Consider the following 25316-nt stretch of genomic DNA (forward strand, 5'->3'; position numbering starts at 1 on the left):
TTAGTTCTCTGCTTTTTCTTTTTTAACGGCCTGATGCATAATAAGGATAATTCCCAAAAGGAAAAATGCGATGATCAGATAACGCCACGAAAGATCTTTTTGATCCGTTACCGTTCCGCTTACAGAAATGATAAAGCTCGTTACAGAAGTGATTACATATACCAATCCACCCATAAGCCCTCCGGCAGTACCTGCATTTTTAGGAAAGTAAAGCATACTTGTTGTAAAAAAGGAGGTAAATAAAATTCCGGAACAGATGTGAATAAAAAAGGCAAAAGGAATCATAATGAAAAGACTTTCTGCAAAATAACTGGTGATGATCAGCCCGGCAATCAGGATCAGCTGAAGCAAAATAGGTTGTAGAATTCTTGGTTTAAAATCAAGAGTCAGTCTTCGTTTTCCGATAAAACCTCCTATCATCCAGGAGAAGCCCAGGATCAATGTACAGTATCCAATAACTACCGGCGTAAAATGAAAAGTATTTTCAATAATAAAAGGTCCGGTAATATTAAAGAGCATAACAATAGAGTAGCTCAATCCTAAAATAAAAATCCCTAACATGAAAATCCTGTTTTTAAGCATCATTTTGTAAAGACTGATATTCTCTGACAGATCCAGTTTCTTTTTCTGGGGAAGACTTTCGCCGCTAAAAAACCACTCAAAAAGGAATAGAAATCCGGCATATCCGGCTAGAAAATAAAAATTAGCATGCCAGTTAAAGATTTTCTCAAGATATCCTCCCAGGAAAGGAGCCAGAATAGGGCCGCACGACCATACAATGGTAAAATAGCTCAAATAATGCTTTACTCTTTCCGAATCATAAATATCTACGAAAATAGCACGCGTAGCCACTACAAGAACCGAAACAGCTGCTCCCTGAAGGATACGAAGCAGACAGATCAGTAAAATGCTGTTGGTCATCGTAATCAGGATACTGGTCAGGATCAGGAGGAACAAGGCGATCAATTTAGGACGGTAACGTCCGATACTATCCAGAATTCCTCCTACAAACAACTGGGAAACTCCGTAGCTCAATAGATATGAGGTCAGCGTGATCTGAATATCTTTTTCCGAAACCATCATTTCTTTGGCCATAGAAGGAAACGATGGTAAATAAATATCCGTGACAAACCCGGAAAGCGGGATAGACACGAAGGCCATAATGGTAATTAATCTGATTCGTTGCTCAGATGCTTCTCTCAACATATTCATTCGTTTTTACCATGCAAAAATAAGTCAAGAAATGGGAAACTGGATTTTAAAAGACAAAGCAAAAATTACGAAAATCAAATATTAAGATAAATTCTTAAATTTTAATGGTGAAGTCTGGGCATGCTTTTTAAAAAAGTTATTAAAATGAGCAGGCTGATCAAACCCTAAAGTATAGCCTATCTGGGCAATATCCCAATTCGTATACTTCAGCAGGTTTTTAGACTCTTCAAACATTTTTTCTTTGATAATCTGAGTAGTAGTAAGGTTGGTTACAGATTTTACAGAAGAATTCAAATGATTGACATGTACATTGAGATGCTCCGCAAAGTCGGAAGGTGTTTTTAATGCCAATGGATAAGCAGGAGAGTCCAGAGGAAACTGTTTGGTGAGCAATTCATCGAATAGCTTGTACAGACGTACATTCGCAGGGAGCTCATTAGGATTGATATCTTCCACACGGTTTTCCAGTGCCAGATGCATTACAGAGGCAAGATTGCTTTTGATACTGCTGCAACGGAAAGGATATGCAGAATTATTCATCCTGTAAATCTGATCAAAATAAAGAGTTGCCAGCTGAGCCTGTTCTTCCGTCAGAAATACCACTGGTTTACTCCATTCTTTGAACATTGATGTTTTTTTAAACAGATTAAATTCTGAATTTCCATTAAAAAATTCCTGATTGAACAAGCAGAAATATCCCTCCTGTACATCACTTTCACACTCCCATGAATACGGAATGCTTGGAGAAGGGAAAAATAATGCAGGCCCATCAATAAACAGCTGATGGGTACCATAATGAATGGTACCTTTTCCTATGATAAAGCTTATTTTATAATAATCACGGCGGTTGTAGGGACTCTTAAAGCTGCAATATCTCCGCATAGAAATATTGAAATGAGATTTTCCTGTCTCAAAATCTTCAGAATCAAATATTTTGATCTGGTCTTTACGAATGCGTCTGTAATAATCTTCTATGGTTTCCAGCTGATCGCTCATAAGTAAAAATTATAAAAATCAAAGATAAGTAAATGGTTGTTCACTCAGCATGATTTTAAGTGAGATAATAAAAATAAGAATGATAGTCTCTCTCGATATTTGTCTTAAAAAAGACCTGCAGTGATAAAATATAGAAAAGCATCTATACAATCTGAGAAATCTGTGGTTAAAAAATGAATTTAAACTAACTTTTATTAACCTCCAATTCTAAAATATGCGATGGGAACTGAAAAGGACCCGTCTTTGAACTATCCGCCACTACAAAACCATATTCTTTTAAAAAGTCTGCAAGCGGATCGTGATCCAGGATATTGATCCATATAACATCTGTAAAACTCACTGCGGATCTGCATTTTTTCCAAAGGGATTGTCTTGTTTCCGGAGTGTCAAACTCTGAAAGAATTACAAAACTGATTTCTGTAGCCCTTTTTCCCTCAGGAATTCCGGGATGGAGAGTGCCGCTTTTGATAATACTGTATCCAATGGGCTTCTGATCTGCATACATAATGATTAGTTGATTGGAAAGATCATTCAGATCATTGATCATCTTTCTCGGATCTATTTCGTGGTGAATATATTTTTTTATGTCTTCCTCACTGACAAGCTCTCTGTGTAATGAATAAATGGAAGAATCAATAATGGTTATAAGATCAGAAATTCCCTCTTCAGAACCTACTGTAAATTTTGAAATGATATCCATGGGATTTTTTTATTCAAAATTATAAGATTAATCTATTCAAAAAGGATACAGTTCGCTAAAATATCATCGGTACAGAAGGTATTTTTGTAAATTTGTTCAGTACAGTTGATGTATTATGATGAAACCTTATAAGTACGAAATTTTTACGGCCGAAATAGAGAGGCAGATCTACAATGGAATTTTACAGGAAAATGACAAGCTTCCTTCCGTTCGTTACATTAAGGAAAAATACAAACTGAGCACAAGCTCTGTGCAAAGTGGATTTGAATATCTTATGATTAAAGGGCTGATCAGGAGTAATCCACGGTCTGGCTATTTCGTTACAGGAATTCAGGAGGAAAATATTCCGGAAGTAAAAACAAAGCTTCCGGCCGTAGTGAGGGATGAAGTATTTATGAAAAATATGATGCTTACTTCCAAAAGAACTTCAGAATTCAGTTCTTTCAATACGGCTGTACCCGGAGATCTTCTGATTCCCCAAAAACTTATCCTCAGAACAATGCAGGAAGTTATTCGTGAGAAAGGGGCATCACTGCTCAGGTATTATCCCCCAAACGGATTGGAGCTATTAAGGAAACAGATTGCAAAACAAATGGGAGCTTATTGCTGTATATTAAATCCAGACGAAATAATTATCACGGATGGTGCGTTGCAGGCCCTTACAATTGCTTTAAAATCGGTTACAAAAGCAGGAGATGTAGTGGCTGTTGAGAGTCCATGTGTGTTTTCTGTACTGGAAGTACTTGCTCACCTTGAGTTAAAAGTCATTGAGATTCCTGTACATTATAAAACAGGTTTTGATACTGAATATTTCAAAACGATCTGTGAGGAAAATAAGATCTGTGCTCTTGTCACGACTCCCAATTTTCACAATCCCACAGGTGTTGTAATGAAAGATGAAACAAAAAAAGAAATTCTGAGCATGGCAGAAACGCATCAGTTCTGTATTATTGAGAATGATATGTACTCCGATCTTTATTTTGAAGAACAAAGGCCGCAAAGTATAAAAAGCTTTGATAAAAAAGGGATAGTCATGATGTATTCATCGTTTTCAAAGACGTTAGCTCCGGGAATTCGTTTAGGCTGGTTATATGCCGGAAGTTTTTATGCAAAATCCGAAAGAGTAAGGTTTGCTTTAGGGCGCACCGTTTCGCCTATTTACCAGGAATTGGTTCTGAAACTGCTACAGGGAAGCGGTTATGAAAGGCATCTCCGGTTATTCCGGAAAAAACTCAGTCAGCAGGCTGTTCAGGTATTGGAGGTGTTAAGAAATTCCTTTCCTGAAGGCTCTTATTTCCACAGGCCGAGAGGAGGTTACAGTATTTGGGGGCAACTTCCTCAGAATACTGATATGGAAAGGTTTTACCAGTATTGTGAGGAACATCAGATTTTGTTTACTCCCGGAAATACCTTTTCTTTCACGGATAAATATCATTTTCATTTCAGGATTATTTTTAGTGAAAGAATTACCTCTGAAAGCATTGTTTTACTGAAAGATGCAGGCAAGAAAGCAAAAGAGCTGCAGTTTTAAAACTTTAAGAGCAATTAAGTAAAATAGAGAAAGTAAAATGTCTTTCTAAATGAAATTTTTTAAGAGAATCTTCGTTTACTTTTTTTGATTCTTATTGATTTTGAATAGTTTATTTAAAAATTTACTTCGACTCTAGATAATATCCGGATATAAGGCTGATTTTCTACAATAAATTGATTTTATTTTAAAAATTAAATTGAATTTAAGGAAGACTTAGGAAAAATGATTAAATCCACTATTTTTTTCAACACAATTAGGCTGGAATCACCATAAAACCTATATTTGCAGCCTAAATTTTTAAATAAATGAAAGAACTAATTGAAAAAATCAACGCAGAATTTGAAGCGTTCACAACTGAGGCAAACCAACAAGCGGAAAAAGGAAACAAAGCAGCTGGTACAAGAGCTCGTAAAGCAGCTTTAGAACTAAGCAAATTGTTCAAAGACTTCAGAAAAGTTTCTGTAGAAGAAGCTAAGAAATAATTTACCTTCAGCCGGCTTTTGAAGCCGGCTTTTTTATTTCTAATATATCTGCTTATCAGGTATTTCTCAATAGAAAATAAAATGTCATTTTATAAATACCAAAGGCTGTCATGTTGATAGTCTTTTTTTGTGAATTATTCCCATAGTAGATTTTTGTTATTATTTTTAGATTAAAAAATGGATATTATCATGGGAATGCCTCTTTTTTAGGGTTAATCTTTCATCATCTCCCTAATTTCTTTTATCTTTAAAGCAATCAATAAATATTATGAGGATAAATAGATTTTTTGCAGTGCCTGCAGTAGTGCTGGCTGCTCAGTTTTCCTGGGCTCAGGTAAAGGTTGACCCAAAAGAAAGGTTAAACCCTATCGTAAAAAGTTTTGTAGATGAAGTAAATAATAATTCCCAGCTGGAAAATCTGGCCTCTGAGCTGTTGGATGGAATCGGACCTCGTCTTGTAGGAACTCCGGAAATGCTTGCTGCCAATGAATGGAGTGCCAATAAACTCCGTTCCTGGGGAGTAGATGCCAATCTTCAGCAATTCGGAACCTGGAAAGGCTGGCAGCGAGGTGTTACTCATGTTGATATGACGTATCCGCGTGTAAAATCTCTTTCTGCAACACAGCTTGCATGGAGCCCGGCTACTAAAAAGGCTGTAGAGGCAGAAGTAATTATTCTTCCGAAAGTATCTTCTAAAGCTGAATTTGATCAATGGCTTCCTTCCGTGAAAGGAAAAATTGTGCTGATGGCACAGTACCAGAAAATCGGTCGTTCTGATGAACAAATCAAAGAATTTGCAACACCTGAATTGTATGAAAAGCTTAAAGCAGAAAAAGAACAGGCTGCCAAAGATTTTGCTGCTTATATAAAGAATGTCGGTTATGATAACAATAGTCTTCCTGAAGCTTTAGAGAAGGCCGGAGCGGCAGGTATTGCCATTTCAAACTGGACTGGTATCATGGGAGCCAACAGAATATTCGGAGCGAAAACATCCAAAATTCCAATGATTGATATCGATGTGGAAGACTATGGAATGCTGTACAGAATGGCAGAAAAAGGAACGCAGCCTAAAATCAAAATTGATGCTCAATCCAAAATACTTCCTGAAGCAAAAAGCTTTAATACAATCGGTATGATCAAAGGTAAAGAAAAACCTGATGAGTACGTGATCCTTTCTGCCCACCTTGATTCATGGGACGGAGCTCAGGGAGCTACAGATAATGGAACAGGAACGATCACCATGCTGGAAACAATGAGAATTCTGAAAAAATATTATCCTAATAACAAGAGAACTATTGTAATCGGACTTTGGGGAAGTGAAGAGCAGGGATTAAATGGGTCTAGAGGTTTTGTAGCAGATAATCCACAGATTATTAAAGGAGTACAGGCTGCTTTTAATCAGGATAACGGAACCGGACGTGTTGTGAATATCAGCGGTCAGGGATTTGTAAAAGCTTATGATTATGTTGGAAGATGGCTTGATGGCGTTCCCAAAGCAGTAAGAAGCCATATTAAGACTGATTTCCCAGGGATGCCTGGAGGTGGAGGTTCTGACCATGCTTCGTTCGTGGCAGCAGGAGTACCCGGAATTTCTTTAGGTTCTCTGAACTGGGGGTATTTCGGATATACGTGGCATACTACGAAAGATACTTACGATAAGATCGTTTTTGATGAAGTTAAAAATAATGTGATTTTAACGGCAGCCTTAGCTTATATGGCTTCCGAAGATCCTGAATTCAGCAACAGAGAAAAAAGAGTAATGCCTCAGGATGAAAAAGGAGAGGTCGTAAAATGGCCGGAAGTAAAAGAACCTAGAAGAAGTTCTAAAGATTACAAATAGGTATTCTTTATTTGAAACAGATAAAAGATTAGATATATGGGTGGAGCAGATATATTAATTCAGTATAATTTAAAATTTCTCTGAATATAACAGTAAAGCCTTTTAATTTATCCTATTCTTTTTTGCCGTTATTGGCTAATGCATTTATTTATCTAGTTGAATAATATATGTTTTAGCCAATGATGGCATTTTTTATTATGAATTTCCTAAGAAATAGAATATTCCTTACTATCTAAATAAGAAAGAGATAATATTCTTTTACCCTCTGTATAAAATATATTCTAAATAAAAAGTAAAATATTTTAACTACAGATGAATTTTATAATAAATGTATAGGAGTGTGAATTGATTAAATACTGAATAAAGTCTTCCATTTTGCAACGGTGTTACGACTTAGTTTAAAATGTAAAGCAAGCTGAGTGTTATTAAGATAATTCTTTTTTTGATATTCAAGAATTTTGTATATCGTTTCCTTGTTATAAGAACGGTGAGACTGGTTTTCCTTAATGTTCTGATTATAACTAAATATGATCCTGTTAATTTCTATTACATCAAACGCAGAAAGATTTTTCTTCGATAAAATTTTTTCACATTCATGCTTTTTCTCCGGATATTTCAGGTCAACAAGATCGCTGTAAATTTTTTTGTAATCAGGAGTCGTTGAGTGAGATTGTTTATGATGATCCATATATAATGATGTGGTTTAATTATTTTATAAACTTTTTTGAATGAGCCATATTGATAAAAATAGATACTAGAGTTCATAAATTAATTAAAGAAAGATCCCCAACCAATTATAAGAATGATTTCAATATTTAAAAAATAATAATGCGGAAACTGCTTTTAAACTTTAAATAGTGTTTTTACTTCTTTAATTTCATTTACGGCCCTAGTACCTAGTCTTTATATCAACTAAACAATTTGAAAGCTGATAAAAAGTATATAGTTTGTGTTTTCATGTAAAATTAGCTTTCCATTCTATATGTTGCAATATTTCATATACATCATGTATACAGCTTTTGTTTAATGCTAAAAAATGCAAAAATTTGCTACAACAAAAAGCAACTTGCCTTCCTCAATAAAATAGGGTTATTTGTTTGAAATTACGCACATTTCGCCATGCTGTATCTATGATGTACGTGTTATTTAATACATCATAATGCTTATTTTATACTTTTACGGCGAAACAAAAAAATAGCGTGGAGATAAAAATTGTATTAACCTTATTAATATTATACTTATTGCATGTGTATTCCCAAGTCGGAATTGATTCTTCTGTTCCTGAAATTACTTTAGGCGGAGGTGTAAAGCCAACACAGTTGATTGTTCTAAGTAGAATCATTGTCCCGAAAATTAAATCAGAATTTGTTATCAGGGATAGTAGTGGCTATTCTGAAAAAAGACAAAGAAGGTCTATAGTTTTCCTCAATTGACAAAGTAATGCCAATACTTAAAGGGTGTTAAATGATGAGGAGAAAGAAAAAGAATCTGAAAATATTTCAAAGAAAAATATGTTTTTTATTTACAATATCTTGGTTTTGTGCCTTATTGTTGTTTTACTTTTTGCCTATATCCGTTGTCGTAAGAACAAAGGTATACTAAGGCAAAAAGAATCTGAAACGAATATCTTAAAGGAAAAACTCAATAATTCTTACGATTGTATGATTGAATTGGCGAGGAAAAATGATCCTGATTTACTTAATAAATTTCAGGAAGCGTATCCTAATTTTATTAAAAAGTTACTTGCGATAAATTCTAATCTGTCAAAATCTGATTTGATTTTTTGTGCAATGATATGGCTGGGATTATCATCAAAAGAAATTGCACAATATACTTTTGTGGAGCACCGATCTGTACAGAATAAAAAGCACAGGCTTAGAAAAAAACTGAATATTTCTTCTGATGTTGACCTGTATTTGTTCTTTAAAAATCTTTCTGAACATTAGGTTTCAGAAGAATAAGCTAAGATTGTATCAATTCTTACTTTGAAAACGGTTAGGTCTATATAGCTCATATTCAAAAGGATTAGGAACTCAAATAACAAAAAAACAGGCTTATTCTTAAGTCTATTTTTTGTTAAGGGCCTTTCCGCTTTCGGTATTCTGCTTTGAAAGGTTATTTAATTTTGTAGCTTCAACAGTGGTTGATGCTTTTTCTGTTCTCTTATTTTCTGATGAATTCCTGTAATCAAGTTATTTTTTTTCTGAATACTTGGCAATCCACTTATACAGTGTAGTTTTTGGGATTTTGTAGTCATTTATAATTTCTAATTTTGTCTTTTTTCCTGTTTCAATTTGTTCCAGGATGAACTCTATGATTTCTTTAGTGTATATGTTCTTCCTGAATTCAGGTAAAGAAGATGGTTTTTTATGGGGAGTTTTGTTTGAAATTTCTTTTTTAGGAGGAGAGAAGAGTATCAGGTGTTGTGAGTAGGTCCGGAAAAAATCATATTCTAACAGTTTGCTCCATCTCAATAATTTATCTGTTGTCAGATCTTTTTCAAGGAACATTTGTTCAATTTCGGATTCGGTACATTTCATAAAACTGCAAGCTCTCTGCATATCGAGTGCTTCTTCCATAAATTTAGCTTTGATTGTGCTGCCAATATGTATTTTTTTAAAGTTCAAAATAAACGGGATTATATAATTAAAATTTATTTTTCAAACTATAGTAAAGGTCTAAGGTTTTTTTACCAAGCTGGAGTGAGGATTTATAATGTATAGTGTATATTTTCACCATACTAATAGATCTTCAATATTAATTTCTACTTGAAAAGAAGTGAAAATAATTAAGTAAAAGCTTGGTTATAATTTTTGTTCAAATTTAGTACTGATTATTTTGTTCTAACTAAATAGATATACATCATAAGTACACCATTTTGAAACTCCCTGATTTAGAATGGATAGTTTTGTAATGAACTTTATGTATGAAATTAAAAAAACTCCCGTAAAAAACGGGAGTAGCAACTTTGATCAGTATAAAGACTTATAAAAGTCAAAATGAAAACTGTTTGTGTTATTAAAGTTTAAATACAATAGATTTTTTATTGGTAGGGTATGGACTGGAAACTTTAAAACAAATCTTTCCTACTTTTAACGAAGTTCTTAAATCAGTAATATAGATTTACCAAAAGAATTATCTCTTGCAAATTTAGATTTGATCATTAAACCAAGCAAAATTTTAGATACATCAAAAGTACATCATTTGTTTTTTTAGGTATGTCAGCAGGATTTAGGGGCAGATTAATTGTTTTTTTTTGATGAAATTTTAAAATAGAATGTGTAAATGAATTTAAAATTCATAAAATGATGATAATTGCTTAAAAAAAATAAATTTTCTATCCATCAATTTATGATGCTTTTTTTGATTTTATTTTTCTCAGTATCAATGTTTTTTGAACTGTTATAATTAATCAATGCATAGTGATAATAATGTTTATATTTTTACCAATTTTAACTAAAATTAGTAAAAATATTGTAAATATTTTTATTTTTTTTAATTTTATGGCAAACAAATTGCAGTGTGTGATGGGTTTGTGAAAAAGTGTTATAAAGATCCTGTTAAGTAATATTTTATACATGAGGGATTAACATCTTTTTTATCTTTTTGAAATTAATTATTATTGAATTTACTATGCGAATGCCTAAGCTTAATCAATTTTCGAAAATATTGATTAGCACCCTAATCTGTCTGTTATTTTCTGATTTACTATATTCTCAGACGTATACTCCTCAATATATTGATAGTATGCTGTTAAAGGTTAATGAGGATTTGAGGATAAGCGGCAGAAGGAAAGAACTGATTGATCTTAATAAGAAATTTTGTGATATTAGTAAAAAGCAGGATTATAAGAGAGGTGAAGTTCTTTCTTATATTAATTTAGGTAATATTTATGCAACAGTTGGAATGTATGATAATGCATTCCAGTATCTTCAGATTGCTGAAGATAATCTTGAAGGGGGAGAAGATTACTATCTGTATACTAAATTATATCAGGAATATGGTCAGGCTAATTATGTAATAGGTCTTTATAAAAAAGCGCTTAAGTATAATTCAAACTCAATTTACTACGGAAAACTCATAGAAGATAAACGCAATCAGGAAATTTTATCTTTGGTGTATGCCAACAGAGCTGATTTTTTAAGGGAAACCGGCTCAATTGATTCTTCACTAATTTATTTACATAAGGCCTTAGATGTAAAACCTACGCCGGTTATTACTTCCACAATAGCTAATCACTATTTGCTTTATGGTAAAAATGAAGATTCATCAAAGGTGTATTTTAATAGAGCTTTTGCTCTTTTAGGAAAAAGAGATTACTGGGATTCTCAAAGGGCAATCACTTATCTTTATTATGGGGATTTTTTATTTGCAAAGAAGAATTATACTTCAGCATTGGATTACTATATGAAGTCAGTAGAAATTCTTAAAAAGACTCGAAGAATTTATCAAATCCCGAGGGTATACCAAGTTATTGTCGATACTTATAAAAAATTAAATGATGGCTCAAAAGAGAGAGAGTATCTGGAGAAATATAGTAAATTAAATGATAGCCTGGGGCGTGCATGGGATAAGTCAATCAATACTTCTATTGATAAAATGACTCAGGAAAAAGAGAAAGTAGATAGCGAGCGACGAAGTTCCGCTATTATTTATAATGGACTTGTTTTTTTATTAATTGCCATTATTATATTCGTGTATTATAGTTATAATAAAAGAATTATCCGAAAACGTAAAATTATAAAGGCTAGAGAATTAGAGACCGAATTTTTAATAAAAAAAATGTCGATTAATGATGAAAGACTGATCTTTTTAGCCAAGAAAAATGATCCTTTATTTTTTAATGAATATCAAAGCGCTTATCCGGAGTTAGTGGAAAAGCTTCTTGATATTAATCCAAAGCTCTCCACTAATGAACTTTCCTTCTGTGCAATGATACAATTAGGTTTTTCTTCTAAAGAAATTGCGCAGTATGGTTTTATGCAGCACAGGTCAGTACAAACAAAGAAAAATAGATTACGGAAAAAATTGGATATTCCCTCTGATGTGGATATTTACTTTTTTTTACAAAGCTTAAATTCAGTAAAACCGCCTGAGGATGCTTATTGAGTTGGTAAATATTGTGCGAAAATAAAAGGTTTCCTCACCAGAGGAAGCCTTTTATTTTGAAGTACCGGAAATGTGATCTCTCAGATGTGAAAAGGTCAGAATTGTCGGTTCATAAAAGGGATCAATTAACTTTCCAAATCCGTATTGACAGAAAATGAACGGTAATCCATTGGAATTGGCTGATTCATAGTCGGTTTGGGTGTCGCCGATGTATACGGAATCTTCAACGGACAGTTGGTTTCTTTCCATCAGAAGCTGTATGTTTTCAGATTTTGGTTTTTGGGTTCGTCCGTGAGACTCAAAATCAACGAACAGACCATTGAATTGATAGTAGTCTAAGAATGATTCGATATAACCCTCCTGGCAGTTGCTTACAATGAAAAGAGAATGGGTGTTGGCTAAACTCTTTAAAGTTTCTTCAACACCATCATATAAAATTCCGCCCTGTAGGTGTAGTATTTTATTTTCTTCGGCTACAATTTCAGAAAGAAGTTCCTGGGCTTGTACATCTGAAATACCGGGAAGGATGTCTTTTACAATATCATGAGCTAATAATCCCATATACTGATCCATATCTTCGGGTTTCAGCTCCTGCTTGAGCCACTGACTTCTACCCAATACCTCATTCCATATTTTGATGATGGTGGCTCTGGAATCCCATAATGTGCCGTCGAGGTCGAAAATTAAATTTTTTGTGTTCAAAATGACTGTTTTGTGGTTTCTGCTTTAATTTAAATAAGTAAACAGTTGAAAATTATAAAATCATACTCAGCTGCACCCTTTTTCTTGCTTCATCTACTTCTGTTACCTTTACACGAACATGCTGATGAAGTTTTACGACTTCATTGACATCGGATACAAATCCGTCTTTCAGCTGGGAAATATGAACAAGTCCACTTTCTTTGATGCCAAGGTCTACGAAACATCCAAAAGCTGTAATATTATTGACAATTCCCGGAAGGATCATGCCTGCTTTTAAATCTTTAATGCTTTTAACATTGGGATCGAATTCAAACACTTTTGCGGCTTTTCTTGGATCCAGTCCTGGTTTTTCAAGTTCTTTTAAAATATCTTTTATTCCTAAGATTCCGATTTCACCTGTGAGGTAGTTTTCAGGTTTTATCAGCGCTATTTTTTCTTTATTAGCAATCAGTTCATTGGTTTTAATTCCTAAATCTTTTGACATTTTCTCTACAATTCCATACGCTTCAGGATGTACAGCAGAATTGTCTAACGGATTTTTAGCATTCGCAATTCTTACAAAAGCGGCAGCCTGCTGAAAAGCTTTTTCTCCCAGTCTTGGTACTTTTTTAAGCTGTTTTCTGTCTTCAAATGCACCGTTTTCAGTGCGGTAATTAACAATGTTTTCCGCCATTTTATCCCCGATTCCCGAAACATAACTTAAAAGGGACTTACTCGCCGTATTTAAATTAATTCCTACAGAATTTACACATTTCATCACTGTGGAATCCAGTTCATTTTTCAGCTGAGTCTGATCTACGTCATGTTGATATTGCCCAACACCAATTGATTTGGCGTCAATCTTTACCAATTCTGCCAGTGGGTCAGAAAGTCTTCTTCCGATAGAAACCGCTCCACGCACCGTTACATCATATGAAGGGAACTCATCTCTTGCAATTTTACTTGCAGAATAGACTGATGCTCCGGCTTCTGAAACTACAAAAACTTGTAGGGGTTTATCAAAGGCAATTTTTTTAATGAAGAACTCTGTTTCACGGCTTGCTGTTCCGTTACCTATAGAAATGGCTTCAATATTATAAGCATTGACCATAGAGCGGATCTTTTTCATAGCCATACCGCTTTCATTCTGCGGGGCGTGAGGGTAAAGGGTTTCGTTGTGTAATAAATCTCCCTTTTCATCCAGGCATACAACTTTACATCCGCTTCGGTATCCGGGGTCTATTGCCAGAATTCTTTTCTCTCCCAAAGGTGGAGCCAGAAGGAGTTGGCTTAAGTTTTCAGAAAAAATTTCAATGGCTTTTTTGTCTGCTTTTTCTTTGGCCTCCTGTAGGGTTTCATTTGAAATTGCTGGTTCCAAAAGTCTTTTATAACTATCTTTTATAGCCAGTGAAATTTGTTCCGAACTTTCATTATTAGATTTGATAATGGCTTTTTCAATGAAATCAATGGCTTCTTCTTTGTCTATTCCTACATTTGTTTTTACAAAGCCTTCGGTTTCTGCTCTTAACATGGCGAGAAGTCTGTGAGACGGTGTTCTGTTAAGGCTTTCTTCCCATTCAAAATATTGGGAGAATTTCTGTGCTTCTTCCTCATCTTTTTTAGCTTTTACAACCTTAGAGGTAACCACTGCCTTGCGCTGAAATAGTCTGCGGAGATTCTTACGGACATACATGTTTTCATTGATCCACTCTGCCATGATGTCTCTTGCGCCTTGTAACGCTTCTTCTTCGGAAGCTACTTCATTGTTAAGATATTTTGAAGCCAGAAAAGAGATATCATTGTTTTTCTGGCTCATTATGATTTTGGCGAGAGGTTCCAGTCCTTTTTCCTTCGCTGTATCCGCTTTGGTTTTCTTGCGTTTTTTGAAAGGCAGATAAAGGTCTTCGAGTTCCTGGATATCAAAACTTTCCTCTATTCTCTGTCGAAGCTCAGGAGTCAAAGCATTCTGCTCTTCTATAGATTTTACAATAGATTCTTTTCTCTTGACGATTTCTTCAAATTGCTTGCTGATTTTTGAAATCTGTTCGATTTGTATTTCATCAAGGTTTCCGGTTTTATCTTTTCGATAACGGGAAATAAAAGGAATAGTGCAGTCTTCTGCTAATAATTGTAAAGTATTGTTGATGCTCTTTTCAGAAATATTGAGCTGCTTCTGTATAAATTCTACGGTCGTCATTGTTCTGTTTTCGGAAAGCTAAAATAGGGTTTTGGAATGAGAAATAGCAATACGGAATGTATTAATCTCTTTATTTTTTTAATCTTAAATTATTCTTCTCCTCTCATTTTTTTGTGTCTGATTTTAACGATGTTTTAATTGATTGATAATTAATTTTTAAATCTGTGTTTGTTATGATTTTGTATTTAAATATTTACTTATTTATATGAATTCAAAAACTAGTAGCTCGCTATGATAAACATGAGGAAAATATTGATCCTATTCATCTGTTGTTCTTTTATGAAATCCTGTATATATGCTGATTCTGAAGAACCTAAAAAATGTAACTGTATGGTACAGGAGTATGAACGGACTGTGACCTTAAAAAATGATCACGATGGTACCTATACCGATTATTCAGATACGGGATGGGTGGCTAAAGGAGATCCACAGAAAGATAATACCGTTGAATGCTCTAGAAATGGGACTCAGAAGAGTAAGGAATTCTTCAGCAGTTATGATTCTCAATATAGATGGGATGTCTATCACCAGTGGATGTATGATTGTAAATAATTATACGAATTTGTATTTCTTGATATATGTTAAGATGAAGGTAAGCTGGTTTTTCTATTTTTGTATCCGAAAACAACAAAATTTCAATAAACTTTTTTAAAACAGTTCAATATGAAAAAAATTAGCGTAATTGCGTTAGTAGGAGTAGGATTGCTTTTAGCATCATGTGATAAAGGAAAAACAGCAGAAACTGCAGCTACGGCTCAGGAACAAACTGTAGCAGAGAGCAAAGGAGAAACATTGGCAGTAGATACTGTAACTTCTATCGTAAACTGGAAAGCTTTCCACAAAGGAGGAATGGCACCTCGCTGGGGAACACTTACTGTAAAATCAGGAGATATCAGTGTTGATGGAGGTCAGGTTTCTGCAGGAAACTTTGTGATTGATATGAACTCAATCAAAGTAGATCCGGCTTCAGTAACAGAAAAAGATAAAAAGCCGGCAGATCTTGAAGCTCACCTGAAAAACCCTGATTTCTTTGATGTAGCGAAAAACCCTACTTCTGATTTCAAAATTACAAGTGTTACAGATTTGAAAGAAGCACCAAAAGATGCTGTAGCAGGAGCTAATAAAACAGTAAGCGGAAACCTTACGTTATCAGGAAAAACAATGAATGTTACTTTCCCTGCTAAAGTAGATGTAGCAGAAAATACAGCAGCTATTCAGGCTAAATTTACGGTAAACAGAGCAGATTGGGGAATCAAATTCGGTACTTCTGAAGCAGATCCTGCAGAATGGATGATCAGCAAAGATATCGAGATTGCGATCGACGTAAAAGCTAAAAAATAAGTTATTTAAATTTCAATAACTACGAGAGCTGTCTTCATGGAAGGCAGCTCTTTTTAATATTACAAATGGAATCAGTTTAAAATCATGGAGTTCTGAATTCTTACACAAAATTCACTTCCAAGATATAAAGGATTACCATGCTTCTCAGACCAAAAGCCATCCAGTACATCTTTGCTTAAACAGCGGTATACGGCAACTCCTTTATAGATTTTATGATCATCTCCTTCATAATGAAAGTTGATGACTAAAATATGATCTTTATAAAATCCGGTGCCATTCTGTTGGTGATCACCAATGATCCATTGAGCAATAATACGGTTGTTCTCATCAATGGATAAGGTTAATATGCCATGATAAGTAGGGTTGGAAGATTCTTCCTGATTACTTCCTTCAATTGAATAGCTTCCTGCAAGATCCTGTACCGTCATTGATTTGTTTTTAAGAAGAGCAAATGTAAAAAATCTTGTTCTCATAGCATCAAAAATATTTTTCTGAACCTGGATTTAAATTCCCGCAGCTTTTCTATCTGTAAATTAAATTTTATTTTTGCGGTAAATTAATTGAAAATGATCCCTTTTCTGCTGATCGCAAACCTGATTACATTTGGTGTCTTCGGTTTTGACAAATGGCAAGCCAAAAAAAATCAATGGAGGATTTCCGAAAATACTCTGCTAGGACTTTCTCTGATTGGCATCCTGGGAGCCGCATCAGGAATGATTATTTTCCATCATAAAGTTTCCAAAAAATCTTTTCTTGTAAAGTTTTTCATTGTGGTTTTAATTGATCTGGTTCTTTTTTACCGATTGATAAGACATTGATACAATAAATGTTACAGTATTTCCTTAAATGTTAAATATTGTGAAAAATATTTGCCGCTATGTATTTTATTTATAATTTTATCATGCTGATAATGAGTAGGCAAACTCCAAGAGGAATCTTAGATGGATTTCCGGAAATGAACCCTGGTTTCCCTTTAATTGCAGGTTATCTGAGCTGATATGTGGAGAACCGGCAGTGAGAAATCAGGGAAGTACAAACTGGCGTATAAATGACTTAAAGAGTGTTTTTTGGACACACTTTTTCATTGTCTTATAAATAAGTATTTTAAACAAAATATTAAATATTTATATAACTAAATATTTTTTCATTAAAAATCACTACTTTTGCACCCGTAAAAATCTTTTATGCAAAACATTAGAAATATTGCGATTATCGCACACGTTGACCACGGAAAGACGACTTTGGTTGACAAGATCATTCACGCTACCAACATTTTCAGAGAAAATCAGGAGAGTGGGGAGTTAATTATGGATAACAACGATCTTGAAAGAGAAAGAGGGATCACTATCTTATCCAAGAATATTTCTGTTACTTATAAAGACACAAAAATTAACGTAATTGATACTCCTGGTCACGCCGATTTTGGTGGAGAAGTAGAAAGAGTATTGAAAATGGCTGATGGAGTTATTTTGTTGGTGGATGCGTTCGAAGGACCAATGCCACAAACAAGATTCGTACTTCAGAAAGCATTGGAGTTAGGATTGAGACCATTAGTGGTAATCAATAAAGTAGATAAACCAAACTGCCGTCCTGACGAAGTTCACGATAAAGTATTTGACTTATTCTTCAACCTTGAAGCTACAGAAGAGCAATTGGATTTTCCTACGTTCTATGGATCTTCAAAACAAGGATGGTTCAACACTTCATTAGAGCCAACTGAGGATATCTTACCACTATTAGATGGTATTTTACAATATGTTCCAGAACCGAAAATAACAGAAGGAAATCTTCAGATGCAGATTACTTCTCTTGACTTCTCTTCTTTCTTAGGAAGAATTGCAATCGGGAAAGTGACAAGAGGTGAGATCAAAGAATCCCAATGGATCGGTCTTGCTCAGGCAGAAGGTAAAATTGTAAAAGGAAAAGTAAAAGAACTTTACGTTTTCGAAGGATTAGGAAAGAAAAAAGTAACTGAAGTAAAAGCAGGAGATATCTGTGCTGTAGTAGGTTTTGATGCTTTCCAGATTGGTGATTCTTTTGTAGATCTTGAAAATCCAGAGCCATTGGAAAGAACTGCAATTGACGAGCCTACTTTGAACATGACGTTCTCTATCAACAATTCACCTTTCTTCGGTAAAGATGGTAAATATGTTACTTCTAACCACCTGAAAGAAAGATTAACAAAAGAATTAGAGAAAAACTTAGCATTAAGAGTTCAGCAGACTGATGATGCAAACACTTTCTTGGTATTCGGTAGAGGTATTCTTCACTTATCTGTTTTGATCGAAACAATGAGAAGAGAAGGATATGAAATGACAATTGGTCAGCCACAGGTTATCTTCAAAGAAATTGACGGTGAGAAATGTGAGCCTTATGAATCTTTGGTTGTAGATGTTCCTGAAGAATTTGCTTCAAGAGTTATCGACTTGGCAACGCAAAGAAAAGGTGACCTTCATATTATGGAAACTAAAGGTGAAATGCAGCACATGGAGTTCGAAATTCCTTCAAGAGGTTTGATCGGACTACGTTCTCAGATGTTGACAGCTACTGCTGGTGAAGCTATCATGGCACACCGTTTCACAGAATACAAGCCTTTCAAAGGTACTATCCCAGGAAGAAACAATGGTGTTTTGATCAGCAAAACTACAGGTCCTGCTACAGAATATTCTATTGCAAAACTACAGGATAGAGGTAAGTTCTTCGTTGATCCGGGTGAGGAAATCTACACAGGAATGATCATTGGTGAACAAAACAAACCTGGAGATTTGGTAGTAAACATCGTAGAAGCAAAACAGTTGAACAACATGAGAGCTTCAGGAAAAGATAAAGATACTGGTGTTGCTCCGAAAATCTTATTCTCTCTGGAAGAATGTATGGAATACATCCAGGGTGATGAAGCGATTGAGGTAACTCCAAACTTCATCAGAATGAGAAAGAAAATCCTTTCTGAAGAAGAAAGAAAAAGATTAGAAAGATCTGCAAAAGCATAATAAAAATCTTATACATAAAATCAAAGCCTCGATTTTCGAGGCTTTTTTTCTATGCCAACCCATTAAAATGCTTATTTTGGCATAATAATCTCTGAGAAATAAAAAATAAATTTTAAAGTAGTTTTGTGACTATGAGAATGAATAAATTAAAACTTATCGTTTTATTGGGCGTTTTTGCATCTTACACTACCTCATGTTCTGTTCAGAACAATGTTGTAAAAACACCTTCCACAAAGAATCCGACAAAACCAACCAACAATACAAACCCGCCAAAAGTAAATCCGGTAGCTACAAAACCTACAACAGGAACAGCAGCTTCAACGGAAGAAAATTTCAGAACCAACCTTCCGGAAATCAAAAGAGAATTCCGCGGAGCATGGATTGCCAGTGTAGCGAATATCAACTGGCCTTCAAGAAATGATCTTACGGTGGACAAACAGAAAGCGGAAGCGATCAGTATGCTTGATATGCTGAAAGATAATAATTTTAACGCTGCTATTTTCCAGATCAGACCTTCTGCAGACGCACTTTATACGAGTAATATCGAGCCATGGTCTTACTTTCTTACCGGAGAAACTGGAACGGCTCCATCACCCAATTATGATCCGCTTCAGTTCTGGATTGAAGAAGCTCATAAAAGAGGATTGGAGTTGCATGTCTGGCTGAATCCTTATCGTGCCCATCATACTAATGGTGGCGCTGTGAATAAGCTGTCAATGGCCAATAAATTGTCTGATATTGTTGTAAGACTAAAGAATGGAATGTACTGGTTTGATCCCGCCAATCCCAAAACACAGGGGCACGTATCAAATGTGGTGAAAGATATTGTAAAAAGATATGATATTGATGCTGTTCATTTTGACGATTATTTCTATCCTTATGCAACTTATAACAAAGGGGCGGATTTCCCCGATAATGCAACCTGGAATATCTATGTAAGCAATGGCGGTACATTATCCCGAGCAGATTGGAGAAGAGATAACGTTAATAAATTTGTAGAACGTATCTATAAAGAAATTCACGCAGAAAAAAATAATGTAAGATTCGGGATCAGCCCGTTCGGAATATGGAAACCTGGATATCCTGCAGGAATTGTAGGGTCTTCACAGTATGACGAGCTGTATGCAGATGCTAAATTATGGCTCAATAAAGGTTGGGTAGATTACTTTTCACCACAGCTTTACTGGCCTATTGATTCCAAAGGACAGAGCTTTGAAGCCCTGTTGAGCTGGTGGCAGTCTGAAAATACGATGAACCGTCACTTATGGCCGGGATTGAATACTGTTGAGATTAAAGTGTCTGACCGCCCTACGGAAATCAAAAATCAAATTGTAATTTCGAGAAATATTTTGAAAAATGATGCCGGAGAAATTCACTGGAGTATTGCCGGACTGACCAAAAATCCAAATATGCTTCCAACGCTGAAAAACGGACCATACAATGAAAAAGCATTAGTACCAAAATCTCCATGGATAAAAGCTGTTCCGCTTCAGACGCCTACATTGTTTATTGCTGATAACGGAAGCTTTGCACAGACAAGCTGGAGTACAAAAAATGTAGCAGACGTTTTTCTATGGGTACTTTTTACGCAATATAACGGGGTCTGGCAGACAGAAATTTTGACATTGGATACCCTTTCAAAAGACATTCCTAAATCTAAAGACGGTAAAAAACTGAATGCCGTTGCTATTAAAGCGATTGACAGATTAGGAAATGAAAGTGATTATACTGCCAGAAAAATTAAATAATACTGATCCATTATGAGTCATTGCGAACCATAAGTTGAAGCAATCTCAATGATAACTTTTAAAACCAGTTCTTGAAAAAGAGCTGGTTTTGTATTTTAGAATAGCTATAAATTAATAATTTAAAATATTGAAAATCAGATATCTATTTTCGTTTGTTGTCATGTTGTATATAATGTAATCACCTTATCGGAACTGTTTTTGCATTATTTATTCCATAATCACCAAAATATAACATTATGAATACTAAAAGACTTTCCACCAACATGGAAAAAGCACTTAGTGACCAGATGAACAAGGAAATTCATGCATCACACGTTTTTTTATCGTATGGAATCTGGGCTGATGACAAGGGTTATCAGGGAATTGCCAATTTTCTTTACCGCCATGCTCAGGAAGAGCGAAATCACTCAATCAAATTCATGGAATACATTTTAAACAGAGGCGGAAAACCACAGGTAACAGCAATTCCAGCTCCTCCGGCAGATCCGGACAGTCTCACCGCTTGTTTTGATGGCGTTTTTAAACATGAAGTTGATAATACAACCGCTATTTACAAAATTGTAGATCTTTCCATGGAAGAAAAAGACTGGGCAACCTGGAATTTTATGCAATGGTTTGTACAGGAGCAGATTGAAGAGGAAACATTAGCTCAGAATTTAATTGACAAATTGAAAATTGCAGGCGGAGACAGAGCTACGGATGAATCTTTATTTACTTTAGATAAAACTTTACAGGAAGCACCGAATGATGTTCCTCTGGCTCAAAATGCCACAGGAAACAATCCATAAATTATCAGGTGAATCCTGAACCTTTTAAAAATCTGTCAGAACACTGGCAGATTTTTTTATTATGAAACTCCCTCAAAAATCACTATCTTTGCACACTCGTAATTCAAGGTTCTGAGTTCAATGTTTAAAGTTGAAGCGTCTTTGAATTACCCCTAAACCTTAAACTTTGAATTTTACAATATGAAATGTGGAATCGTAGGCCTGCCGAATGTAGGTAAATCAACTCTTTTTAACTGTTTGAGTAATGCAAAAGCTCAATCAGCAAACTATCCTTTCTGTACTATTGAACCTAACTTAGGAACGGTTTCTGTACCGGATCAAAGATTGTTTGAACTAGAGAAAATCGTAAAACCTGAGAGAGTTTTACCTGCTGTAGTTGAGATTGTTGATATTGCAGGTCTTGTAAAAGGAGCCAGCAAAGGAGAAGGATTGGGGAACCAGTTCTTAGCAAATATCCGTGAGTGTGAGGCAATCATTCACGTTTTAAGATGTTTTGATAACGGAAATATTGTTCACGTAGAAGGTTCAGTAGATCCATTAAGAGATAAAGAAATTATTGATATCGAGCTTCAGTTGAAAGACCTTGAAACAGTAGGGAAAGCAGTGGAGAAAGCTAAGAAATTCATCAAGTCAGGGAAGAAAGAAGATATTCTTACCTACGAAACCCTTCAGAATTTACAAAAATTCCTTGAAGATGGTAAAAATGCAAGAGAATTTGCGACTGATGATTTCACAAAATCAGTTATTGCAGAGGTTCAGCTACTAACCAACAAACCGGTACTTTACGTTTGTAATGTAGATGAAAATTCTATTAAAAACGGAAATGACTGGATTGGTAAGATTGAAGAAATGGCTAAGAATGAAGGGGCTGAAGTAGTAGTATTAGCTGCACAGATCGAAGCTGACATCAATGAGCTTGAAACTTTTGAAGAAAGAGAAATATTCCTTGATGAACTAGGTCTTACAGAGCCAGGTGTGAATCGTCTGATCAGAAAGGCGTATGACCTTCTAAAACTTCAAACCTATTTTACTGCGGGTGTGAAAGAAGTAAGAGCCTGGACTATCGGACAGGGATGGACAGCTCCACAGGCTGCAGGTGTTATCCACACAGACTTCGAGAAAGGATTTATCCGTGCAGAAGTAATCAAGTATAACGATTACATCACTTACGGTTCTGAAGTAAAGATAAAAGAAGCAGGAAAGCTTTCTGTAGAAGGTAAAGAATATATTGTACAGGATGGTGACATCATGCACTTTAGATTCAACGTATAAAGAAAAGTATTAAAGTTAGTTATAATAAAAAGCGCTTCCATGTATTTGGGAGCGCTTTTTGCTGCAAGTTGGATTTATATTTCTTAGCTGAAGTTCAAAACGAAGGCTTCTGTTAAAAAAAACGGCTCCCTGAAATCAGAGAGCAGTTCTATTATTTTATCCTTAAAGTGGAATACCTGTTTCGAATCGGCATTTTGCTTCCATACAACTTAGGGAGATCATAACGCAGTTGCCAACTATATCTGTACATCTTAATTCTGCCTCACCTGTTCGGCACTTGGGCTCATAACATGATGGATGAATTTGTGCACAAATGCCCTGATGGCTACATATCATTACACCTCCTTGAATAGTTTTCAACTCTTTTTTATTGAGTTTTTTACCATTCTCTAACATTTGTTTTTTCATGGTTATTGTTTTTAAATGAATTTGTTATTAGTTAGTTTAATTTGTTGAAGTTTTTTAAAAGTCCTTCCTCATATAGATAGAAGAAGGACTTTTTAATGATATTATTCAATCTCGATGATTGGCTGGCACTGTAATTCTGCACAGGCAAGTGAATATTTCTTACAAGTAAGATCTGGTAGCAGACACATTTCTTTTCCGCCGGTAATGACTCTTAATTGTTTTTTGTTCAGTTTTTTTCCGTGATTTAAATCTTGATTTTTCATAATGTTTGGTTTTCGTGATGGTTGATATAATTATAATTCAATAGATAGGAGATTTTTAAGGTCTGCAAATTTTCTGAGCGCAGCCTGGAGATATTGTAGTACAATTTCTAATATCCCCTGGAGGATAGGCTTCGCAAGGAAATTCTGTACATAGAATGGCTTCCATACAGTTAAGCATTCCTCCTTGAATACTCTTTAATTCTTTTTTGTTGAGTTTTTTACCTTTATTAAGTTCCATTTTTTTCATAGTCTTTTTCGTTGATGAAATTATTGGGTCTTATAATTGAGGTCTGCACTCTTTTTGTGCACACTTTGGAGAAATGATCGTACATCCATTCGGATCAGAAGAAGGCTCACAAGGAAGGCTAGGGCATAGAACTGGTTCCATACAGTTGATAAGGCCTCCCTTAATTGTTCTTAATTGTTTTTTGTTTAATTTTTTTCCAATTTGATTGATTTGATTTTTCATTGGTTTGATTTTTAAAGGGTTAGTTTTGACGAAAGTAAGTAAAATAAATGAGTTATATCACTGTGTTTAGAAAAAAAATAAGAATTTTTTAAATGATATATCTTGATGTTAGTTATTGATTTTAGGTTAAATCAATAAATATGCGTAGTTTTTTAATGTGCCGGTAAGGTGTTTTATACTGGAAATACCTATAGGAATTTGAAGTTCAGAGGATAATTTGTTATCCATTTGAAATAGACTGTTTTATAAGTTCGTATATTTGAATTTTACAAATCATCTGCGATGGAAAAAGTAGCACATACTTCACTGGAAGATTTTTATAAAGAGATGGCTGCCAAACTGGGGAAAGATCTTGAAAGTATTTTTCCAAAGGGTCTTCATAAAGACATTGGTCATTTTAATGTTTTTGATATCGCCCAGACTATAGAAAGGGCAAAAACTACTTCTGAAATGCCTTATAACAGAAGGAAGTACTATAAAATAAGCTTCATTAAGGGACGGAACAGAGCAGAATATGCAGATAAAGTAATTTCAATACAACAGAATGCCCTGCTATTTGCAACGCCTAAGGTTCCATATCATTGGGTACCCGAAGATCCTGATCAGTCAGGAAGTTTCTGTGTTTTTACTGAAGACTTTTTCATTAAAGATAAATCTTACTACAATCTCGAAGATCTCCCTATTTTTCAGCCGGGAGGAGTTCCTGTCTTTGAAATTGATAATCAACTTGCAGAAGAGATTGAAAGTCTTTTTAAAAAGATAAAAAAAGAAATCGACTCAGATTATGTATTTAAATATGATCTGATCAGAAACTATGTTCTGGAGCTGATCCATTACGGGCAGAAATTACAGCCGGCGTCCAAAATATCGGCTTCAAACGATGCTTCCATGAGAGTGGTTTCTTTGTTTATAGAGTTGTTGGAAAGACAGTTTCCTATTGAATCCTGGGAACAGAGACTGCAATTGAAGACCGCGAAAGATTATGCAGACAGGCTGGCAGTTCATGTTAACTATTTAAATAAAAGATTAAAAGAAAGTACCGGAAAGACCACTACAGAATTTATTTCTGACCGTATTACTCAGGAAGCCAAAATACTCTTAAAACAAACGAAATGGAATGTTTCAGAAATATCTTACGCGCTGGGATTTGAGGAGATTGCCCATTTTTCTAATTTCTTTAAAAGGAAAACAACCTTTACTCCATTAGAATTTCGTTCCTGATTTGAATTTTGCAAATTTCAGATTGATTCAAGCAACTCCTTCAGTCTGAAAATATCCCAACTTTGTAC

The 25316-nt window shown here is 34.8% G+C and carries 25 protein-coding genes; 13 read left to right on the top strand and 12 right to left on the bottom strand.

All coding sequences use genetic code 11. The features are described 5' to 3' along the window. From ACWPWS_RS03205 to ACWPWS_RS03215, 3 genes are all read right to left on the bottom strand, one after another. Positions 1–1206, bottom strand: coding sequence for an MFS transporter (locus ACWPWS_RS03205; protein ID WP_454045475.1), 1206 nt, complete (start codon positions 1204–1206; stop codon positions 1–3). A gap of 87 nt (positions 1207–1293) precedes the next feature. Continuing rightward, a complete protein-coding gene (locus ACWPWS_RS03210) occupies positions 1294–2208 on the bottom strand; it encodes a helix-turn-helix domain-containing protein (RefSeq protein WP_309513253.1) in 915 nt (304 codons plus the stop codon). Positions 2209–2392: 184 nt separating this feature from the next. Beyond that, a complete protein-coding gene (locus ACWPWS_RS03215) occupies positions 2393–2908 on the bottom strand; it encodes a hypothetical protein (protein WP_454045476.1) in 516 nt (171 codons plus the stop codon). Between the two features lie 115 nt (positions 2909–3023). Between ACWPWS_RS03215 and ACWPWS_RS03220 the strand changes: the two genes are divergently transcribed. The 3 genes from ACWPWS_RS03220 to ACWPWS_RS03230 all read left to right on the top strand — a co-directional run bounded on the left by ACWPWS_RS03220 (position 3024) and on the right by ACWPWS_RS03230 (position 6761). After that, positions 3024–4439 (top strand): aminotransferase-like domain-containing protein, encoded by a 1416-nt coding sequence (locus tag ACWPWS_RS03220; RefSeq protein ID WP_454045477.1) that lies wholly within the window; start codon positions 3024–3026, stop codon positions 4437–4439. A 305-nt stretch (positions 4440–4744) separates the two neighbouring features. Then, a complete protein-coding gene (locus ACWPWS_RS03225) occupies positions 4745–4921 on the top strand; it encodes a histone H1 (protein WP_047377485.1) in 177 nt (58 codons plus the stop codon). 268 nt (positions 4922–5189) lie between these two features. Then, the gene (locus tag ACWPWS_RS03230) at positions 5190–6761 is read left to right on the top strand and encodes a M28 family peptidase (protein WP_454045478.1); all 1572 of its coding nucleotides are present in this window, start codon (positions 5190–5192) and stop codon (positions 6759–6761) included. Between the two features lie 349 nt (positions 6762–7110). On the opposite strand, the gene ACWPWS_RS03235 is transcribed toward ACWPWS_RS03230, so the two are convergent. Continuing rightward, the gene (locus ACWPWS_RS03235) at positions 7111–7449 is read right to left on the bottom strand and encodes a helix-turn-helix domain-containing protein (protein ID WP_209784146.1); all 339 of its coding nucleotides are present in this window, start codon (positions 7447–7449) and stop codon (positions 7111–7113) included. Between the two features lie 823 nt (positions 7450–8272). On the opposite strand from ACWPWS_RS03235, the gene ACWPWS_RS03240 reads away from it, so the two are divergent. Next, positions 8273–8707, top strand: a complete 435-nt coding sequence (locus ACWPWS_RS03240) for a helix-turn-helix transcriptional regulator (RefSeq protein WP_209784147.1) — start codon at positions 8273–8275, stop codon at positions 8705–8707. A gap of 246 nt (positions 8708–8953) precedes the next feature. Here ACWPWS_RS03240 and ACWPWS_RS03245 read toward each other — a convergent pair whose 3' ends face one another. Continuing rightward, entirely contained in the window at positions 8954–9340 is a 387-nt protein-coding gene (locus tag ACWPWS_RS03245; protein ID WP_245169681.1) for a transposase, read from the bottom strand. A 1168-nt stretch (positions 9341–10508) separates the two neighbouring features. On the opposite strand from ACWPWS_RS03245, the gene ACWPWS_RS03250 reads away from it, so the two are divergent. Beyond that, complete coding sequence (locus ACWPWS_RS03250) at positions 10509–11870, top strand: hypothetical protein (protein ID WP_454045479.1); 1362 nt, start codon at positions 10509–10511, stop codon at positions 11868–11870. Positions 11871–11921: 51 nt separating this feature from the next. Here ACWPWS_RS03250 and ACWPWS_RS03255 read toward each other — a convergent pair whose 3' ends face one another. Together ACWPWS_RS03255 and ACWPWS_RS03260 are read right to left on the bottom strand one after the other, a co-directional pair. After that, complete coding sequence (locus ACWPWS_RS03255; RefSeq protein ID WP_454045480.1) at positions 11922–12572, bottom strand: HAD family hydrolase; 651 nt, start codon at positions 12570–12572, stop codon at positions 11922–11924. A gap of 52 nt (positions 12573–12624) precedes the next feature. Beyond that, positions 12625–14748: a Tex family protein gene (locus ACWPWS_RS03260; RefSeq protein WP_454045481.1), complete on the bottom strand. Its 2124-nt coding sequence runs from the start codon at positions 14746–14748 to the stop codon at positions 12625–12627. A gap of 330 nt (positions 14749–15078) precedes the next feature. Between ACWPWS_RS03260 and ACWPWS_RS03265 the strand changes: the two genes are divergently transcribed. Beyond that, a complete protein-coding gene (locus tag ACWPWS_RS03265) occupies positions 15079–15300 on the top strand; it encodes a hypothetical protein (protein ID WP_454045482.1) in 222 nt (73 codons plus the stop codon). Positions 15301–15411: 111 nt separating this feature from the next. Beyond that, positions 15412–16089: a YceI family protein gene (locus tag ACWPWS_RS03270; RefSeq protein ID WP_454045483.1), complete on the top strand. Its 678-nt coding sequence runs from the start codon at positions 15412–15414 to the stop codon at positions 16087–16089. Between the two features lie 71 nt (positions 16090–16160). On the opposite strand, the gene ACWPWS_RS03275 is transcribed toward ACWPWS_RS03270, so the two are convergent. Beyond that, positions 16161–16517, bottom strand: a complete 357-nt coding sequence (locus tag ACWPWS_RS03275) for a hypothetical protein (protein ID WP_209789045.1) — start codon at positions 16515–16517, stop codon at positions 16161–16163. A gap of 138 nt (positions 16518–16655) precedes the next feature. Between ACWPWS_RS03275 and ACWPWS_RS03280 the strand changes: the two genes are divergently transcribed. The 5 genes from ACWPWS_RS03280 to ychF all read left to right on the top strand — a co-directional run bounded on the left by ACWPWS_RS03280 (position 16656) and on the right by ychF (position 22887). Continuing rightward, positions 16656–16907, top strand: a complete 252-nt coding sequence (locus ACWPWS_RS03280; RefSeq protein WP_454045484.1) for a DUF1294 domain-containing protein — start codon at positions 16656–16658, stop codon at positions 16905–16907. Between the two features lie 366 nt (positions 16908–17273). Continuing rightward, positions 17274–19079, top strand: a complete 1806-nt coding sequence (gene typA, locus ACWPWS_RS03285; protein WP_209784155.1) for a translational GTPase TypA — start codon at positions 17274–17276, stop codon at positions 19077–19079. Positions 19080–19210: 131 nt separating this feature from the next. Beyond that, positions 19211–20827: a glycoside hydrolase family 10 protein gene (locus tag ACWPWS_RS03290; protein ID WP_454045485.1), complete on the top strand. Its 1617-nt coding sequence runs from the start codon at positions 19211–19213 to the stop codon at positions 20825–20827. Positions 20828–21063: 236 nt separating this feature from the next. Further along, the gene (locus ACWPWS_RS03295; RefSeq protein WP_209784157.1) at positions 21064–21615 is read left to right on the top strand and encodes a ferritin; all 552 of its coding nucleotides are present in this window, start codon (positions 21064–21066) and stop codon (positions 21613–21615) included. A 180-nt stretch (positions 21616–21795) separates the two neighbouring features. Next, a complete protein-coding gene (ychF, locus tag ACWPWS_RS03300) occupies positions 21796–22887 on the top strand; it encodes a redox-regulated ATPase YchF (RefSeq protein WP_105682013.1) in 1092 nt (363 codons plus the stop codon). A 162-nt stretch (positions 22888–23049) separates the two neighbouring features. Here the strand turns inward: ychF and ACWPWS_RS03305 are convergent, their stop codons facing one another. The 4 genes from ACWPWS_RS03305 to ACWPWS_RS03320 all read right to left on the bottom strand — a co-directional run bounded on the left by ACWPWS_RS03305 (position 23050) and on the right by ACWPWS_RS03320 (position 24027). Next, complete coding sequence (locus ACWPWS_RS03305; protein WP_454045486.1) at positions 23050–23295, bottom strand: bacteriocin; 246 nt, start codon at positions 23293–23295, stop codon at positions 23050–23052. A 101-nt stretch (positions 23296–23396) separates the two neighbouring features. After that, the gene (locus ACWPWS_RS03310) at positions 23397–23558 is read right to left on the bottom strand and encodes a hypothetical protein (RefSeq protein ID WP_454045487.1); all 162 of its coding nucleotides are present in this window, start codon (positions 23556–23558) and stop codon (positions 23397–23399) included. Positions 23559–23613: 55 nt separating this feature from the next. After that, positions 23614–23805 carry a bacteriocin gene (locus tag ACWPWS_RS03315; protein ID WP_454045488.1) on the bottom strand — a complete coding sequence of 64 codons (192 nt, stop codon included), beginning with the start codon at positions 23803–23805 and terminating at the stop codon, positions 23614–23616. A gap of 30 nt (positions 23806–23835) precedes the next feature. Further along, positions 23836–24027, bottom strand: a complete 192-nt coding sequence (locus ACWPWS_RS03320; protein WP_209784159.1) for a hypothetical protein — start codon at positions 24025–24027, stop codon at positions 23836–23838. A gap of 282 nt (positions 24028–24309) precedes the next feature. Between ACWPWS_RS03320 and ACWPWS_RS03325 the strand changes: the two genes are divergently transcribed. Next, positions 24310–25248, top strand: coding sequence for a helix-turn-helix domain-containing protein (locus tag ACWPWS_RS03325; RefSeq protein ID WP_454045489.1), 939 nt, complete (start codon positions 24310–24312; stop codon positions 25246–25248). Positions 25249–25316: the final 68 nt, after the last annotated feature.

The sequence above is a fragment of the Chryseobacterium sp. Marseille-Q8038 genome (assembly GCF_965111995.1).